Source organism: Aliterella atlantica CENA595 (assembly GCF_000952155.1).
GTDB lineage: Bacteria > Cyanobacteriota > Cyanobacteriia > Cyanobacteriales > Chroococcidiopsidaceae > Aliterella > Aliterella atlantica.
Map to the genome: position 1 here is coordinate 43,190 of NZ_JYON01000030.1, position 15,735 is coordinate 58,924.

Below are 15,735 nucleotides of genomic sequence, written 5' to 3' on the forward strand. Positions count from 1 at the left end.
TTAAGTTGTTTTATTTAACTTCATTACTTTATTTAGCTGCGTTAAATATTCTTCCATAATTGCCAGAGGAATTGTCTCTGTTCCTGGTTCAATAATTAAGTCGCCAATTGTATCTAAAGCGCATTCATTTATAGAATCAATTAATAACTCTGGCATAGTAATGTTGTCTTCAGCAATCTTTTTAATAGCAGCAGTAGGATCGTTTTCCTGTATTATTGCGTTTAAAACTTGCAATTCTGGCTCATTTAAATGAGCAACAAAACTACTCCATTCATCAGGTACTTTCTCAAATTGTCTATCTGAATTTAGTGTTTCTCTTTGTTCGATTAAGTTAGTTATTTCCTGTTTTATTTTATCATATATAAGCCGATCTTCTAATATCTGCTTTTGCAAAGAATTGTGCTGAATTTGAGTTGTAATTTTCTGTTCTGCGATCGCAGCTAAAGAATTATTTAAATCTAACTGCTGTTTTTCTAATTGCTGAATCTCCGTTTGGAGAGTATGAGATTTTTCTTCAAGCTGCGGTCTAAGTCGGTTAAGTAAAGTAATATTATCTTCTAATTCTTGTTTCTCTATTTGTAATTGCTCTATTTGACAGCGCATTTGCTCTAATTCACTTTCAAATAAGTTAAATTGCGCTTCAACATCGTGCTTTAATTTTTTTAGCGATCGCACAGACTGATCTAGCTCTCCTTTACGTTGCTCCAGATTGTAAATTTGATGGTGCAATTCTTGCGATGCTATTTCTAAATGGCTTTTTTGCTCGGATAAAGTATCTAATTCTTGAGTAATCTGCTGTTTGTGCTGGCGTTGTTCGGTAGTGCGATCGGATAATTGCCTTAACTGAGTCTGCAAAAAGTTAATATTAGTTGCAGTTTTTTGTTTCTTATCAGCAATCTCTAATAAAGAACGATTGAGTTGCACTTGCCATCTTTCTAACTGATGAATCTCCGCTTGTAAGTCATTGAGGATGAGCTTTTGCTGATTTCTCTGCTTCAGATTGACAAAGCCTACTCCAGTTAAAGTCGCAGGTACGGAAATCAAACCTGTAGTAAAAGCAGTTTTGATATCTCTACTGGTAAGTAAGCTGATAACTAAGCTGACGCTAAAGGAAACGGAACCCAGAAGCAACGGATTTTTTCCCATAACTGCTAATGATAAAGAAAGTATATACAGGCGTGCGGACGATGGAATTAGACTTGCTAAATTACATTGCAGGCATTGTAAGCCATCAATGGCAAAAATATTTATTTCCAGCGATCGCATTTAACAAATTCTACCTGCCATCTCAGCTTGGAGAAAGTCAATAAATTGCCTTGCAGTTCTTCCCGAACGACCGTTGTGACGAGTAGCCCATTGCAAAGCGCGATGTTCTAACTCTTCCTGGCTAATGTTTATTTTAGCTTGCGCTGCCAAATGACGAACAATGTTTAGATACGTAGGCTGATCTGCACTTTCAAACGTCAAAGTCAAACCAAAGCGATCGCTAAATGATAGCTTTTCTTGTAGTGTATCCCAAGCATGGACTTCATCGCTGTTGCTAAGACGCGGGCGATCGCTAAAAAACTCCCGAATTAAGTGTCGCCGATTGGAAGTCGCATACACAACTACATTTTGCGGACGAGCAGTTAAATTGCCTTCTAACACCACTTTTAGCGCCTTAAAAGCGTCGTCATCCTCCTCAAATGATAAATCGTCCACAAAGATGATGAACTTCGCCGCAGCGCCGCGCAACTGCTCCAAAATAGTTGGTAAGTCTTGCAAGTCCGATTTGGCAACTTCAATAATCCGCAATTGGCGATCGCGATATTTATGTAACAATCCTTTAACTAAAGAAGATTTTCCCGAACCGCGACTACCGTAAAGTAATACGTGCAATGCAGGGTAGCCAGCCAGTAAAAATTCCGTATTTTTTAACAGGGCCTCTTTTTGGTACTCATAGCCTGCGAGATCGTTGACTTGCACCGGATCGGGAGTGTTTATACCTATAAATTGTCCCGATTGCCAGCGTAAAGCTGAATATTGAGCAAACAACCCAGTGCCATATTGCTGATAGTATGCAGCTAAATCTGCGATCGCATCAGCCCAATTATCTAACTGCTTTAGCTTTGTATGTAGCGGCGTTGTTTCCCCTGCATTGTCGTACCAAGCAACAGGTGCAACAGCCAAATTAGTAGCAGCTTGTACCCACTGGCTTAAGTTATCGCTACTACATTTATAGATAAGTTGTAAGTATTGCAAATCCTGCCTAGTAGCGGCGATTAATGTTGGTGGTAGATGAACTATGTCTGTATGCTGTGCTTGACGAGAAAAGGGATTATTATCAAGTAAAAGTTGAGTAACGAGAAAGTCTTGCCAACTTTGGTTAGTTTGAGCGATCGCTTTAAACCATGTAGCATAAGCTTGAATACAAGCAATTTCGTCAATATCGCTATGACGTAAAGCTTGCATTAGTTCTATCTGGTGTAAAGCCTGCAACAAGTCAATAAACGCTTTGCCAACAGGATTATTTAAAATAGATTGATAAAGTAATAAAGACGCGCAACAGCAGCGCAGCAATTTGACTGATGCATCCATAACGCTCTAGTAGTGTAATTCTACGGTATGGTAGCAGCGATATGCCCTAACGTTAACTATCTAGTGGCGCATAACCAAATGTAATTCGCGCATTGATATCTCATACATGAATGTCATAAGCGACGTTTTGGGATGAGGATTCTACCAGTAAAAGCTCGCTTGGCTTGTAAATTTCTTAAATTACGAATGCGCGAATTATTTAGTCGCTGTTAAAGTTTAGCGTGCAGAACTCCATCAATTGTCTTTAGTAACTCTTTGGCTGAGTAGGGTTTAAACAAAAAAGTTTTTACACCAATATTACTAGCTGCCGTTAGTTTATCGCTTAAATTTAGTCCGCTTAAACCAATAACTTTTACTTGAGGATTAATTTTTTGTAAAGAGCTAATAGTGGTAGGTCCATCCATAAATGGCATCATCATATCTGTTAGAACTACGCTAATTTCTGACTGATATTTCTGGTACAAATCAACTGCCTCCATGCCATCTCTAGCAGTTATAGCTTTGTAGTTGTAGTTCTCTAGAGATGTTTTAGTGATTTCTCTAATTGCACTTTCATCATCTACTACTAAAATTAATTCTCCTTGACCTAAAGGTAATTCATTGTCTTGATTCTCTTGAAGTTCTGTTGCTGGCAAGGCAGGTAGATAGACTTTAAATTGCGTTCCTTCTCCGACTTCGCTATAAACATGAACAAAGCCACCATGACTTTTAACTATACCCATAACAGTAGAAAGTCCTAACCCCGTACCTTTACCAATATTTTTAGTAGTAAAAAAAGGCTCAAAAATTCTTTCCATAACTTGTGGCTCAATTCCTGTTCCCGTATCAGAAATTGCGATCGCAATATAAGCGCCTACTTGGGCATCGATATGAGTTCTAAGATAGTTTTCATCAATAATGATGTTTTCAGCATCAATTTTTAAAATGCCGCCGTTAGGCATAGCATCTAAAGCATTAACTACCAAATTCATTAAGATTTGATGCAACTGCGTCGGATCGCCAGAAACAGTCCATAAATCGGACGCTATGTTCGTATAAAGTTCTATGGATTTAGGAAATGTCTCTTTGACAATATGCTCGATTTCTAAAATTAGATGCTTGACTTGTACTGTCGTGCGCTTGCCTTCAAGTCCGCGAGCAAAGGATAAAACTTGCTTAATTAATGCTGCGCCGCGTTTGACGTTAGTTTCTATAGTTGCAAGCAAGCGTTGGTTCTGAGGTTCGGGAAACTTGATTTGCAATAGCTGTACTGACATCAAAATTGGTGCGAGGATATTATTTAGGTCGTGAGCAATGCCACTAGCTAGAGTCCCAATACTTTCCATGCGTTGAGCGCGTAAAAATTGAGATTCAAGTTGTTTTTTCTGGGTGATGTCGGTATTAACAACTAAAATTGATGTTGGCAAGTTAGCGCGATCGCGTACCAAAGTCCAGCGGCTTTCTACAACGACTATTTTCCCTTCTTTAGTCACTTGTTGCAGTTCGCCTTGCCAAGCATCTGATGCTCTGAGAATGTCCTTTGCCGCTGCAAATTGAGCCAAACTTTCTTTATCCCAAAGCTTAGTTACTTGGCTATTTACTGCTTCGGTGGCACAGTAACCATATAAGCGCTCTGCACCTTTATTCCAATATAAGATTTGGTCGTTTAAATCTTGCACCAAAATCGCATCAGTAGCAATGTCAAGTAAGGCAGCTTGTTCGCGGATTTTTTGTTCGGAGCGTTTGCGCTCGATCGCATAACGTAGCGATCGCTCTAACACAGCAGAATTGATTTTACCTTTTTCTAAATAATCTGCCGCTCCCGCCTTCATTGCCTCTACATCTATTTCTCTTTCTCCTTGCCCTGTAAGCATAATAATTGGCGCAGTGCAGCCACTAGCAATTGCTTGGCGCAATAGTTCTAAGCCAGTATGTTCGCCCAAACGGAAATCTAGCAAATAAACATCGTGCCGATCGCAGGCGATCGCTTCCTTTGCGGCTTGATAACTTGAAAGCCATCCCAATTCAAATTTAGCTGCGTTGACTTCACTTAACCAATCGCGGATCAAGATGTAATCGTCTTCGTCATCGTCAACTAATAAAACTTTAACTATACGGTTGTCCATAACTATCTCTAACCGTTTACAGCGGTAGTTCGACAATCTCAAACCAGTATCTACCAATAGTTCTCATGACTTCAACTAAGCCGCTAAAAGTTACTGGTTTGGTAATAAAGGAGTTTGCCCCCAAATCGTAGCTGCGATGAATATCTGCTTCTGCCTGGGAAGTTGTTAAAATTACAATCGGAATTTGCCGTAATTCTGGGTCGGCTTTGATTTGTTTTAGTGCTTCGCGTCCATCTTTTTTGGGCATATTTAAATCTAGCAAAATTAGCCCAGGGCGTGGCGCTACATCGCGATCGGCATATTCGCCACGACGATATAAATAATCCATCAATTGTTCGCCGTCGCGGACAAAATGCAAATCATTGGCTAATCGACTTTCCATTAATGCTTCTTGGGCAAGCATACAGTCGTCCTCATCGTCATCAGCCATGAGAATTGTTACTACAGTGCGGCGACCTTTCAATCTGCATCTCCTCTACCTTGTTTTACAGGCAGCGCGATCGTAAATTTTGCTCCCTGCATTGGCGTACTTTGGGCTGTAAGGCTGCCGCCGTGACGTTCCACAATTTTACGGCAAATTGCTAGTCCCATGCCTGTACCTTCGTACTCATTGCGACCGTGTAGGCGCTGAAAAACATCGAAAATGCGATCGAGATATTTTTCCTCAAAACCGATGCCGTTATCTTCTATAGTAATCTGACAAATTGCAGTGCTTGCCAAGCCAGCTACAAATTGCTGTTCTCGTTCGATAATTTGCCCGTTAACTTTGACAATTGGTGTTTCTCCTACGCGATGAAACTTCAGGGCGTTGCCAATCAAATTTTGCAATAGCTGATGTATTTGCAGCGGATCGGCTTCAATAGTTGGTAGTTCTCCCACTTGCACGCATCCCCCAGTTTGATGAATGCGTAGTTCTAAATCCGATATTACCTCATGAGCCACTTGATTAAGATCGACTAAAACAAATGGCTGGGCTTTAGTTGTAATTTGCGAAAGTGTTAGTAGATCGTTAATTAAAGCTTGCATTCTTTCCGCAGCGTTATGCATCCGCTCCAGATAATCGCGGCCTTGATTGTCTAGCGATGCGTTACATTTGTCTTTGAGCCGATTGCTAAATGCTTGAATTTTCCGCAAGGGTTCTTGTAAGTCGTGGGAAGCAATATAGGCAAATTGTTGTAATTGGGCGTTAGAACGAGCTAGTTCTTGGCGCTGGCGGGTTTCTTCGGCTAATAGTTGCGCTTGCGCCAAGGCAATCCCAATTTGATCTGCTAGTTGGCGTAATAGTTCGATCTCAAAGTCAGTCCAAGCACGGGGATGAGAACATTGATGGACGATGGTCAAGCCCCACAGTTCTTCTTTTAACAAAATCGGCATGACTAACTTGGCTTTGACATCAAAGCGTTGCATAAATTGAATTAAGCAAGGTTCTACGCCAGATTTTTCCACATCATCAATTTTATAAATTCTTCCTTGGCTGTATTTCTTGAGGTATTCTTTTCCAAAACATTCCTCGGTGATATTTTGCTTGACTACAGAGCTATAAGTAGAAACTACTGCTTCTGTGACTATTTTGCCGTTGCCGTCAGGTGACAAGCGAAAAATTAAAGCTCTATCGGCTTTAAGCAAATTGAGTAGTTCTGTTACAGCAGTTTTGAGAACTTCATCTAGATGCAGAGATTGGCGAATTTTTAGGGTAATCTCGGAAAATAATTGCGATCGCCTCTGTGCTTGCTTGATGGCAAGCTCTGCTTGTTTGCGCTCGGTGATATCCTCAAATAGATACAGGCGACCAAAATAGCGATTTTGGCGATCGCGGATTTGAGTAGAAAAGCGGCGAATCGTGCGATCGTAGATAAAGGCAATTTCATCTTCGACAATGCTATTGCTAGCTTCGTTCTGCAACGGTTTGCAAGACTCAACAAAGGCAGGAACGTCAGCTAGAACTTTAATACACTCAGGAATAATATCGTTATTCTTTAATTCCCCTCTAGTTAAAGCTGCTTCTAAGTGTTCGATACCCCAAATTTCACAAAAACGATGGTTAAAGTAGAGAATCTCGTCGCTGCGATTGTCAACTACATAAAATGCTAGCGGGGAAGCGCTAGTCATCGAGCGCAGTAAGGTTTCTTGGCTTTGCAACTGCTCTTGGGCTAATTGACGCGCAGTTATATCCATAGCTATCCCGACCATGCGGAGCGGTTTACCCTTGCTGTCGTGGTAGACTTGACCTTTACTGCCTAGCCACTTGAGCCTGCCCTCTGAGTCAACGATCCGAAATTCTAGCCCGTATTCTTTGCCACGTTCGATCGCCTCATTAATAGCTCGATTAACGCGATCGCGATCTGAGGGATAAACACAGTCGAGAAAAGCTTCGTAGTTACGATGAGAAGTGCCTGCTGAAAAGCCAAATATTAGCTCTAGTTGGTGGCAATAAACTACCTCGTTAGTGACGATGTTCCAATCCCAAGTACCCATGTGAGCAGCTTCCAAAGCCAATCTCAGTTGTTTTTCTTGCAGTTCGGCTTGTTGCTTTTGTGCCTGGAGTTCTGTTAATGCTTTACTTGTTTGCAACAATTGGCGCACGCGCTGGCGCAATACTGCCCAGTGGATCGGCTTGGTAATGTAGTCTGTAGCGCCTGCATCAAAAGCTAAATCTACTGATTCAGAGTCTTCTAGCGCTGTAACGATCAAAATGGGAGTGCGATCGCCCGCAAAGTGCGATCGTATTTTCCGACAGCAGGTAAACCCGTCCATTACGGGCATTAGAGCATCTAATAAGACAAGCTCAATTGACGATTGCGTATAAGCGGTTAATGCTTGTTCGCCATTTTCCGCTTCAGTTACTTGGTAGCCTAATTGTTCCATTGCTCGGCGTAGCTGCAACCGAGCTAATTTATCATCGTCTACAACTAAAATTGTCGGACGCTCGTGAGGTAATTGAACGTTCATAGCTGAGTGATGCTGTGCTGGCGAACTACTTGCAAAGCTGTCTTGACTTGCTGGTATTGAGCCTCTAACTGGTTCAGTTGGCTTAATCCATCTCTAGTATGCCCGTTGCGGCTGAGGGTTTCCAACTCTTTACACAAATTTGACAGTTTTATTGCTCCCAATGTAGCGCTACTTGATTTTAGGGTATGAGATGCATAGTGCAACTTAGCGGCATCGTTGTCGGTTAACGCTTGAGCGATCGCGCTTAGGTACTGAGGAGATTCTTCTAGGTAGCAATCAATCATTTCATTTACAACTGAGTCTGCATTTTTGCCAAACATGGCTTGCAGCGCTTGCAATGCTTTAGCATCAAGCACTTGAAATACTTCTGCGGTTAGACGTAGCACTGCTACGTCTGTACATTCGTCGTCTGTACCTGTTTTCAAGGCTTGTTGCAACTCTTCGATTCTAATTGGCTTGCTTAGATAGTCATCCATTCCTGCATCGAGACAAGCTTGGCGATCGCCTGGCATTGCACTGGCTGTCATGGCAATAATTCGCGGGCGCGGTGCAGCAATTTTACCTGTTGCAAATGAAGCAAGAATCTCTTTTGTTGCTGTTATGCCGTCCATTTTCGGCATTTGTAAGTCCATTAAAATGACATCATAAGCCTGCCGTTTTAGCGCTGCTAGCACTTCTAAACCGTTGCTGACTACATCTGCTTCGTAACCAATTTGTTGCAGTACGTATAAGGCTACTTTTTGATTAACTGTATTGTCTTCAGCCAAAAGAATTTTTAAGGGCGATCGCTCTATTAATTGGTTGTTTTCTATATCCTGCTTTATTGGTGCAGGCTGATGGCATGAAATCTGTTGTAAAAGTGTATATAAATGAGATTGCTTAATTGGTTTAGTAATAACCATTGCTAAATCCAAGCTTTTTATTATTTTTTGACTAATTTGATATTTGTCAATAGAAGTCAACATTACTAACGGTAATTCTATCAGTTTTGTGTGTTTGCGAATTTCGGCTGCAAGGCTCAAGCCATCCATGTTTGGCATTTGCAAATCTAAAATTGCTAGATCGAACTGTTCTTGTTGCAGAATATTGAGTGCTTCTGCGCCAGAAGTTGCAGCTTGCGTTAGCATTCCCCACGATTTAGCTTGTAAAGTTAAAATTTGTCTGTTTGTAGCATTGTCATCGACAATTAACAGTCTTTTTCTCTGTAATTGACAGTTAGCAAAATCTATGGATGCAGAATTGTAGTCAGCAGTAGCAACTATTGTAAAATAAAAGGTAGAACCGCGATTTACTTCACTTTCCACCCACATTTTACCGCCCATTATTTCGCTTAATTGATTGGCGATCGCCAGCCCCAATCCAGTCCCGCCATACTCGCGGGTAGTAGAAGAATCAACTTGACTAAAAGATTTAAATAAGCGATCTATGCGCTCTGGGGGAATACCAATTCCCGTGTCTTTAACTGTAAATTGAATTTCGTGTTCGAGCAAGCAATGAGGGCTATTTTGCTTAATTTCTTCACCTTTTATTTGTTTAGCAGTTACAGAAACTATTATTTCTCCGCTGGGCGTAAACTTAACTGCATTACTAAGTAAGTTATTTAATATTTGTTTTAACCGCGTTACGTCGCCAATAATTGTTTGCGGTGTTTGTGGTGTAATAATATAAGCTATTTCAATATTTTTTTCTGCAGCTTTCCAAGCTACTAAGTCTAATGATTCTTCAATAAATGTATGTAAGTTAAAAGAACGCCGTTCTAATTCTAGTTTGCCAGATTCTATTTTTGATAAGTCGAGAATATCATTAATTAACATTAACAATATATCGCTACTGCTTTGAATTGTGGTAATAAATTCTCGCTGCTGCGGGGTCAATTGAGTATTAAGTAAGACATCAGTCAAGCCGACGATCGCATTCATGGGAGTACGAATTTCGTGGCTCATATTAGCTAAAAATTCGCTTTTAGTTCTAGCCGCACTTTCTGCGGCAATTTTAGCTTTTTCCAATTCTTGAGTGCTAGTAACAAGTGCTTGTTTGCTGAAGTATTGTTCGCTAATATCGTCAAATAGCCATAACCTCCCAGGCACATCGCGCACGCGAGTAGTAGTGCTAGAAATACTTAATACTCTCGGCTTGTAGCCTGCCAAAATCCAATACCAATCGCGAATTTCTGAGTACGGCTGGGAAAAAAATTGCTCTGCTTGGGTAGCAATTTCAACTTGATTTGAAGCACTCATGCGGAGATTTGCCATCGCTTGAGCGAGAATTGGTGGTTCTACATATCCAGGCTCTAATTGCAATTCTTGAGCCGCAGCTTGATTGATCCAGCCTTGTTCGCCGCTTTCATCTACAAATACGACTCCCTGATGGATAGTTTGCAGCATTGCCCCAAAACGCGCTTGCAAGCGATCGAGGTTAATAGTCATGTCATTGAAGTTGAGTAGAGTCCGCAATTGTCCGAGCAAAGACGCGATAAATTGCTGTAAATAGCTAGAAATATGCGTATATCGATACCAAATTAATAAAATTGCGCCTTTTCTGCCGTCTGTTGTTACTAGAGGTAACACTGCTAGAGATTTAGTCCCTCGCGCGACTAATAGGTGAGAAGCACCAGGAGTAGATGGGTAATCAGGATAATAAAGGCAGCGGTTTTGCAAAGTTGCTTCCGCAAATAGGGTTGGAGTTGTTAAGTTATGAGGCAAAGCTGTAGCAGGTAAACTAACGATCGCTTCCGCTGTAACATCATCGAGTTGTTGCAAAGCGATCGCCGCATCAGCGCGGGAAAAATCGTGCAGCAAAGTTACAGTGCGCTTTAAAAGCTGGTGGGGAATAGTTGCATCGGCATCTGTAAAAGCAAGCACAGTTTGAGAAGCCAAGCGCCACTCAACTCGGCGCAAAAATTGCGCGATGCAAATATTAAATATACAAACGCAGCCCAATTCAATTGTCTGGATAAGTTTATCTGGATGAGTTACGCCTGCAAGGATAGTAATTACGATCGCAAATAGCCCCAAGCGCATTACAGGTAAAGGCAGGATCGAACATAATAGTGAAACTAATAACAGCAAGAGTTGTAAAGGTGTCCAGCCATCCAAAGTCGCTAGAATAAGAAATAAAAATATTAGCCCAATTAAAATCGACGCAAAAGTAGGCAGCCAATCGGGATGGCGGCGCAATCGTTGTAGATGTTTGATTAAACGCCAAGGCATGAAGCGATCGCTTTTGTAACTACATCAGGGGCGCTCAGATGAGGTAAATGTCCCTGAGCGTTAATATTAATCAATCGACTTTGACTAATCTTACCTACCATATAACGTCCAACTTCGAGCGGTACGGCAACATCTTTGCTTGGTTGTAAAACCAGTGTCGGAACTTGCAGGCGCGGTAAATCTTGACGATGATCTGATTCAAATATTACTCTTGCCACAGCTTGAGCGATATCGGGACGAATAGCTCCTAGGGTGTTAGCAAATTCTTTGGCTAGTTCTGGTTTATCTGGGTTGCCCATAATTAGAGGTGCAAAGCCGCTCGCCCAAGCATAATAGTTAGATGACATCGCTGCATACAAAGCATCTAAATCGGACTGCTCAAAGCCACCTATATAGTTCGCATCATTGAGGTAACGGGGAGATGCACTGACAAAAATTAGTCGGCTAAACAATTGCGGTTCAACTAATGCCGCCAGTAAACTAATCATGCCGCTAACTGAATGACCGACTAATATACACTTAGTCAGCTTTAAGTCCGCACACAAGTCTAGTAAGTCTTCAGCGTAGCTATAAAGGCTGCTGTAGCGTTTGGGACTGTAGGCTGTAAAATCAGACTTTCCCGCGCCGACATGATCGAAAAGTATAATGCGAAAACTGGGTGCAAATGCTGCTACTTGATGCCGCCAAGCACTTTGATCTGAGCCAAAACCGTGAGCAAACACGAGTGTGCGATCGCCATTGCCTAAAATTTTGACATTATTGCGCTCCAGGATGCTAGTTGCCATAAATTAGAATGCCCGACTTTTCTATGATAAAGTCTATTTTTAGCTAAAAAATGGTGAAAAAACACATTTAAATTAATATGCAGTGCTAAGTTATATCTCAAGTTGTTGTGCCAAAATTGCTTCCCATTCTGCTGCAGATAACGGTTCGACCTCGAATTGTCTGCCAAAGCGATCGCTTGCTGCACGAGTTAAAGCCTCAATTACTTGCTCTACCTGAACTACAGGTAAATGCAGGGGGCTAAAAGCTTCATCGCCAAACACCTGCTTGAATAACTCTACATCAGGTTCTAAGCGGATCGAACCGTGCTGTAAAATTGTTTGACAGCGCTTTAACTGAGCGCTACCAATTAACTTGCTACCATTACAAAGGACTAAGTCTGCACCTGTAGCCGTCCCGAAACAATTAGGGTTGTGAATGTAGCCACGCCCAGCGTCGCCGTAATGCAATTGAACGCCTAAAAGCTGCCATCCTTGAATCAAAAACTCACACAACTGCTGATACACCTGCGTGCGATTACCACTTAACCCTGATGTAACTACAGCATAAGTTAAGTCTCCTTGGTGCAGTACCGCCCTACCACCTGTAGGACGGCGTACCAAGTCTACAGGTGCGCCATTCCAGGTTAGTTGCTGCCAGTGGGGAGGAAATTTAGATTGATGGTAGCCTAGAGAAATTGCTGCTGGCGACCATGTGTAAAAGCGTAAAGTCGGCGGATGCAAGCCTAACTGGTGTTGCGAAAGTAACCATTTGTCAATTGCCATTTGCACCCGTCCTGATGCTGTAAGCAGCGGAATTAGCCGCCACTTAGATTTAGGCTGCACCAAACTCAGCTTGCAGCGCCTCGTCATTTTCATCGGCGATCGTGGCTACAATCGTTATCAGGCGGGAAATCTCCCCAGGCGATAATTCTGCTAAGGTGCGCGTTGATAGTACGACTATTTGCTCGTTGAAAATAGCAAAACAAGCCTCAAAAGTACCCGCCCAGTTCATTTCTAAAACTTTTCGCATCAAGCCTGCTTCGTCTTTAGCAGGGAGTTTCAATACACTTGCCCAAACTGTCAGCGTATCTTCGTCGCTAAGTCCGGTAAGTTGGACGAATACCTCAACGCTACCGTATTTAAACTTCCATAAATACGTTGCATCTGTTTGGCTGACCATTGCGCTTTGGTCTTGTTCTAGGCTAGCTATGACTGTTTGAATCACATTTACATGATCGGCAGTCGCTTCATCGACTAAATCGTTAACTAATTGTTCGCTAGAAATAGATTGGGTTGCAACAGTATCCGGATCGGGTTGGTAATTTGTCATGCTAGCTCCTAAAATACTGAGGGTTATGTCTAGACTAACAGTATCCCCTCAAGGCAAGCTTATACTCTAGTAAATAATTTAATAAAAGTGCGATCGCTTCCCTATTGTAGTTAGGTCGCACTTTTATTCGCTTTACTGTGCGGGTTTGCGAGCAATTAAGTATTTGCTCATAAAATGTACTTGCTCGGAAATATCCTCAAATCCAGCTTTTTCTAAGCGCTGTCCCAAGTCATCGGTAATGTAATGCTTGTAATAAGGTTCGTGGAATGTTTCGTGAAAGCTATCCATTACAGGGAGCATTTCGGGTGAATCGCTCATTTGAATAGAGTCGCAAATTACAAAGACTCCACCTGGCTGTACTACTCTAAAACATTGGTCGATAACGTTTTGGCGGGCTGCAGCGGGTAATTCGTGGAACAAAAAGACGCAAGTTATAGCGTGGAAGTAATTATCTAAGTAAGGTAATTCTTCAGCATTAGCTTGCAATAGCTGCGGTAATTCTCCAGGAATTTGCGACAACTCTTGGTTTGCTTTACGCAGGTAAGCAGGCGATAAGTCTGTCCCAAATAGCGATGCTTGAGGGAAAGCGTTACGCAGTAACTTCAACGTCCTACCAGTTCCGCAAGCCACGTCGAGAATGCGTACTTGTCCAGTAGCTTTGAGGTTTTCTTTTAAAGGAGCTAAAATTCTGCGCCGCATCGGGTCAGCAGAACCACCAAACAGCAACTCTACCTGCAAATCGTAGAGATTAGCTGACAAGTCGCTTAAATAACCATTAGTTTGATGGTGAAAGTTTTGTAAGTAGTAGCTAGGATAGCCATCTTTAGGGACGTTTGCAGAAAAATCTTGATAGTTTTTCTGATTAAGACGCTGCCAAATTTGCGGCATATCTAGCCAAACTTCAGGATAATAGCGGAAAAAGTCAGTCCAAGGATTATCAAACAACAGACTATGAGGATATACGCCTTTTTCTGCATCATTCCAGTCTGCTTCTAGCAACTGATTTAGTCGCGTTTGAATTTTTAGTAGCAGTTCTGGAGAAATTGGTCTGTAATTTCGTTGCATTTGAGGCGAAACTAAGCTCATAATTTGCGAACTTAAGTATTTATGAGCTAAACCAAAGTAGTTTTTGCCATGCTGAAAAGTCTGATAAGTCAGCTTGGTGATTGTGTCAGGCATGGGAATAGCGAATTGCAAATGTGAGTATTGATATTAACGTAAATAATTGTAACGAAAAAATCATCTACCTGGAGTGAGTAAATAGTTTTGAGTTTTGAGTTTTAAGTTTTGAGTTAATTTGGTAGGTCTACTACAGTTTTGAGTTAATTTGGCAGACTTATTATAGTTTTGAGAGGAAGTGATTAACTAGCCTGTAATTGAGCAAATTTAGTCCTAATATTTTCTACGCGCTGGCGGTTTACGCCTAAGTCGGATTCGCCCAAACGCGAGGCGGAACGGACATTTATTACTTTTGCTTGTTCGTCTAATTGAAATTCTACATCGTCAACAAACCCGACTACTGGTAGAGTAAATTCAGCATAAATGTAGTTGTCCGCTTCTTGGATAATCTTAGCGCGACTAAAAGTGGCGATCGCTCCTTTAAGATTTGCCCAAGCTTCTAGCGAAGAAGAATTGTAAGTTAAAGGTGCAATACTATGTTCGGTATCTACGCTTTGGCTGTTAACACAATTAGGTGTACTAGGACACGGCGTTAGTTGACTTAAATTAACACCCAAATTATTAGGTCTAGTACCTGCAAACACTTTATCGCCTGAAATAGTTAAAGTAGCCCCTAAGAGAAAAACTGCTGCAAGCAGTAGAAAAACAAAGGTAAAGATAGTTTTTTTATTTATTGCCATAATAATTATCCAACGTATTCGCTATCAACTGTTAACTCTAAAGTTTCCTCGTCTATTTGAATATATAAAACATTAGGACGACAGCAAACTTGGCAATCTTCAATATAAGACTGGTAATTACCAGCACTTAGATCGACAAATAATACATTAGACTCGCCGCAATAGGCACAAAAATATTCTGCTGAATTTTGCATTGTTGCTAATTTTACTAATTATGGCAAGGTAACTTGCTGCAAAGCAGCACAAATTAACTGTTTTTGCTCTGCGTCATAGTTCCAACGCTCTAAAAATGCTTTATACTTACCTTCACCAGTAGTAGCACTATCGATGAGTTGCTGCGATCGCTCTTTTACCTCGTCTAAATCGACTAATTTTATCAAATTTGCTGTCCGCATTTGTACTTGTTGCGATCCATGTACCATTTCCTCAGCTTGACGGCGGTGGTGAAATAACTCTTGGGCTGTAGACATAGCTAAATTTTTGACTAACAGTTCGGCTACTTCTTCAGGACTCGAACGCAAAGCTTGAATAACTGCATCTGTGGGATTATCGGCTAGAGATGAGTTAGATGTCAGGAAAGTAACAAAAAAACCTCTAGCCCCATTTTCCGTTTTAACGAGTTCTGCAATTTGCGAACCTATTTCTGCTTCAGAAAGCTTGCCAGAATCGACTTGTAAGAGTAAAGATTGAGATAAAGCGATCGCACTCTCGAAAGTTAAAGGTTCGTTATTATTAGCCATAGTTGAATACTGCGTATAACAAAGTAGGGTGCGTTTTCAAAACGCACCCTACCAATGTACTAAAAACGCCCCCCAAATGGGAGGCGCTTTGATGTTAGCTATCAGTAGTTAAGAATTAACCGTTGATTGCAGGTGCAGTCAGTGCTACAGGTGCAGCTTCACCAGCAGCTAAGTCTAGAGGGAAGTTGTGAGCGTTGCGCTC

General features: G+C 41.5%; 13 protein-coding genes and 1 pseudogene. All 14 read right to left on the reverse strand.

Features of this window, described 5'->3' with window-relative positions; translation table 11 throughout:
• Positions 1–1,266, reverse strand: coding sequence for a coiled-coil domain-containing protein (locus UH38_RS20865; protein ID WP_045056626.1), 1,266 nt, complete (start codon positions 1,264–1,266; stop codon positions 1–3).
• Complete coding sequence (locus UH38_RS20870) at positions 1,267–2,577, reverse strand: ATP-binding protein (protein ID WP_045056627.1); 1,311 nt, start codon at positions 2,575–2,577, stop codon at positions 1,267–1,269. It abuts the gene before it with no gap.
• A 209-nt stretch (positions 2,578–2,786) separates the two neighbouring features.
• On the reverse strand, positions 2,787–4,682 hold the full coding sequence (locus UH38_RS20875) for a hybrid sensor histidine kinase/response regulator (RefSeq protein ID WP_045056628.1): 1,896 nt from the start codon (positions 4,680–4,682) through the stop codon (positions 2,787–2,789).
• Between the two features lie 16 nt (positions 4,683–4,698).
• A complete protein-coding gene (locus UH38_RS20880; protein WP_200892547.1) occupies positions 4,699–5,145 on the reverse strand; it encodes a response regulator in 447 nt (148 codons plus the stop codon).
• Positions 5,142–7,631 (reverse strand): response regulator, encoded by a 2,490-nt coding sequence (locus tag UH38_RS20885; RefSeq protein ID WP_045056629.1) that lies wholly within the window; start codon positions 7,629–7,631, stop codon positions 5,142–5,144. Before UH38_RS20885 ends, UH38_RS20880 begins: the two co-directional genes overlap by 4 nt.
• Entirely contained in the window at positions 7,628–10,840 is a 3,213-nt protein-coding gene (locus UH38_RS20890) for a hybrid sensor histidine kinase/response regulator (protein ID WP_045056630.1), read from the reverse strand. The genes UH38_RS20885 and UH38_RS20890 overlap by 4 nt, the downstream gene beginning before the upstream one ends.
• Positions 10,825–11,625 (reverse strand): alpha/beta fold hydrolase, encoded by an 801-nt coding sequence (locus tag UH38_RS20895; RefSeq protein WP_045056631.1) that lies wholly within the window; start codon positions 11,623–11,625, stop codon positions 10,825–10,827. Before UH38_RS20895 ends, UH38_RS20890 begins: the two co-directional genes overlap by 16 nt.
• 90 nt (positions 11,626–11,715) lie before the next feature.
• Positions 11,716–12,480: a lipoate--protein ligase family protein gene (locus tag UH38_RS20900; RefSeq protein WP_082065465.1), complete on the reverse strand. Its 765-nt coding sequence runs from the start codon at positions 12,478–12,480 to the stop codon at positions 11,716–11,718.
• Positions 12,437–12,934 (reverse strand): YbjN domain-containing protein, encoded by a 498-nt coding sequence (locus tag UH38_RS20905; protein ID WP_045056632.1) that lies wholly within the window; start codon positions 12,932–12,934, stop codon positions 12,437–12,439. Before UH38_RS20905 ends, UH38_RS20900 begins: the two co-directional genes overlap by 44 nt.
• Before the next feature lie 132 nt (positions 12,935–13,066).
• Positions 13,067–14,113: a class I SAM-dependent methyltransferase gene (locus UH38_RS20910; RefSeq protein ID WP_045056633.1), complete on the reverse strand. Its 1,047-nt coding sequence runs from the start codon at positions 14,111–14,113 to the stop codon at positions 13,067–13,069.
• Between the two features lie 182 nt (positions 14,114–14,295).
• Positions 14,296–14,793 carry a DUF1499 domain-containing protein gene (locus UH38_RS20915; RefSeq protein WP_045056634.1) on the reverse strand — a complete coding sequence of 166 codons (498 nt, stop codon included), beginning with the start codon at positions 14,791–14,793 and terminating at the stop codon, positions 14,296–14,298.
• A 5-nt stretch (positions 14,794–14,798) separates the two neighbouring features.
• The gene (locus UH38_RS20920) at positions 14,799–14,987 is read right to left on the reverse strand and encodes a CPXCG motif-containing cysteine-rich protein (RefSeq protein WP_045056635.1); all 189 of its coding nucleotides are present in this window, start codon (positions 14,985–14,987) and stop codon (positions 14,799–14,801) included.
• 18 nt (positions 14,988–15,005) lie between these two features.
• Positions 15,006–15,533 (reverse strand): hypothetical protein, encoded by a 528-nt coding sequence (locus UH38_RS20925; protein WP_045056636.1) that lies wholly within the window; start codon positions 15,531–15,533, stop codon positions 15,006–15,008.
• A gap of 115 nt (positions 15,534–15,648) precedes the next feature.
• Positions 15,649–15,735: pseudogene (locus tag UH38_RS28325) on the reverse strand (photosystem Q(B) 2 domain protein); the annotation flags it as partial.

What these genes read in the sequence shown, in the direction of transcription:
- UH38_RS20865 (WP_045056626.1), bottom strand. Translation starts at nt 1,266, where the DNA reads ATGCGATCGCTGGAAATAAATATTTTTGCCATTGATGGCTTACAATGC.
- UH38_RS20870 (WP_045056627.1), bottom strand. Translation starts at nt 2,577, where the DNA reads ATGGATGCATCAGTCAAATTGCTGCGCTGCTGTTGCGCGTCTTTATTA.
- UH38_RS20875 (WP_045056628.1), bottom strand. Translation starts at nt 4,682, where the DNA reads ATGGACAACCGTATAGTTAAAGTTTTATTAGTTGACGATGACGAAGAC.
- UH38_RS20885 (WP_045056629.1), bottom strand. Translation starts at nt 7,631, where the DNA reads ATGAACGTTCAATTACCTCACGAGCGTCCGACAATTTTAGTTGTAGAC.
- UH38_RS20890 (WP_045056630.1), bottom strand. Translation starts at nt 10,840, where the DNA reads ATGCCTTGGCGTTTAATCAAACATCTACAACGATTGCGCCGCCATCCC.
- UH38_RS20895 (WP_045056631.1), bottom strand. Translation starts at nt 11,625, where the DNA reads ATGGCAACTAGCATCCTGGAGCGCAATAATGTCAAAATTTTAGGCAAT.
- UH38_RS20900 (WP_082065465.1), bottom strand. Translation starts at nt 12,480, where the DNA reads ATGAAAATGACGAGGCGCTGCAAGCTGAGTTTGGTGCAGCCTAAATCT.
- UH38_RS20905 (WP_045056632.1), bottom strand. Translation starts at nt 12,934, where the DNA reads ATGACAAATTACCAACCCGATCCGGATACTGTTGCAACCCAATCTATT.
- UH38_RS20910 (WP_045056633.1), bottom strand. Translation starts at nt 14,113, where the DNA reads ATGCCTGACACAATCACCAAGCTGACTTATCAGACTTTTCAGCATGGC.
- UH38_RS20915 (WP_045056634.1), bottom strand. Translation starts at nt 14,793, where the DNA reads ATGGCAATAAATAAAAAAACTATCTTTACCTTTGTTTTTCTACTGCTT.
- UH38_RS20920 (WP_045056635.1), bottom strand. Translation starts at nt 14,987, where the DNA reads ATGCAAAATTCAGCAGAATATTTTTGTGCCTATTGCGGCGAGTCTAAT.
- UH38_RS20925 (WP_045056636.1), bottom strand. Translation starts at nt 15,533, where the DNA reads ATGGCTAATAATAACGAACCTTTAACTTTCGAGAGTGCGATCGCTTTA.